The organism is Micromonospora sp. LOL_021 (assembly GCF_048060215.1).
Taxonomy (GTDB): Bacteria; Actinomycetota; Actinomycetes; order Mycobacteriales; family Micromonosporaceae; genus Micromonospora_E.
The window spans coordinates 1-690 of sequence record NZ_JBHMIN010000144.1; the positions used below are offsets into that span (position 1 = coordinate 1).

The 690-nt window shown below is 69.0% G+C and carries 1 protein-coding gene and 1 pseudogene; both read right to left on the reverse strand.

Annotation, left to right across the window (positions count from 1 at the left end; all coding sequences use genetic code 11):
- Window positions 1-114: 114 nt before the first annotated feature.
- The gene (locus ACFHWT_RS31395) at window positions 115-405 is read right to left on the reverse strand and encodes a hypothetical protein (RefSeq protein ID WP_416598327.1); all 291 of its coding nucleotides are present in this window, start codon (window positions 403-405) and stop codon (window positions 115-117) included.
- Window positions 406-508: 103 nt separating this feature from the next.
- Window positions 509-679, reverse strand: a pseudogene (locus ACFHWT_RS31400) (toxin glutamine deamidase domain-containing protein); the annotation flags it as partial.
- Between the last annotated feature and the right edge of the window lie 11 nt (window positions 680-690).

The window sequence follows — 690 nt, forward strand, 5'->3', positions numbered from 1 at the left end:
CCTCAAGATCAGCCTGAAAACCCACATCCTCCAACGGCGCCAAATTCAACGGACCAACCGGCCGCGGCCCCGACAATTCATCGGTGTCGGCGACTGCACCGGAGCCTCCGTCCGTTACTCCGGCGACTCCGTCTCCGGCCACACCTGCCGGCCCGAGATCCGCCCCTGCCGACGCTCCGCCGCGTACCGGCTGATCGTCACCGGTACGGGCAGACTCCCGTGCACCGTCACCGTCCCGTCCCGGTCGATGATGTAGCTCCCCAGGCCGATCCGCATCCCCGTGCCGCGTTCCTGCGGACTCAGCATCTCCTGCGCCAGCCAGCCGAACTCGAACTCGTGCAGCGCCATCCGGTTCGGCGTCCCGACCAGCCGCTGGATCAGCTCCTGCGCTTCGTCCCGAGTCACTGTTGGTCCCTCCACCTGCTGCCGGCGCGTCCATCGACCACAACGTGTGGGTGGCGGTGACGACATGCGTCGGCGGCATCGTCCACGTCTGGCCGTCCTGCGGATCCCACCACACCGGCCTGTCGGCACCGTACGGGTAGACGATCAGGAACGCGTGCGAGCCATCAGCCAGGGCGTTGCCGTCGGCGTCGACCTGCACCTGCCCGGTACGCTCGTCCACACTGAGCCAGTCGGCGACGACCAGGGCGGCACTACCCGGCCCGGCCGCCGCCACCCGCTCCTGCA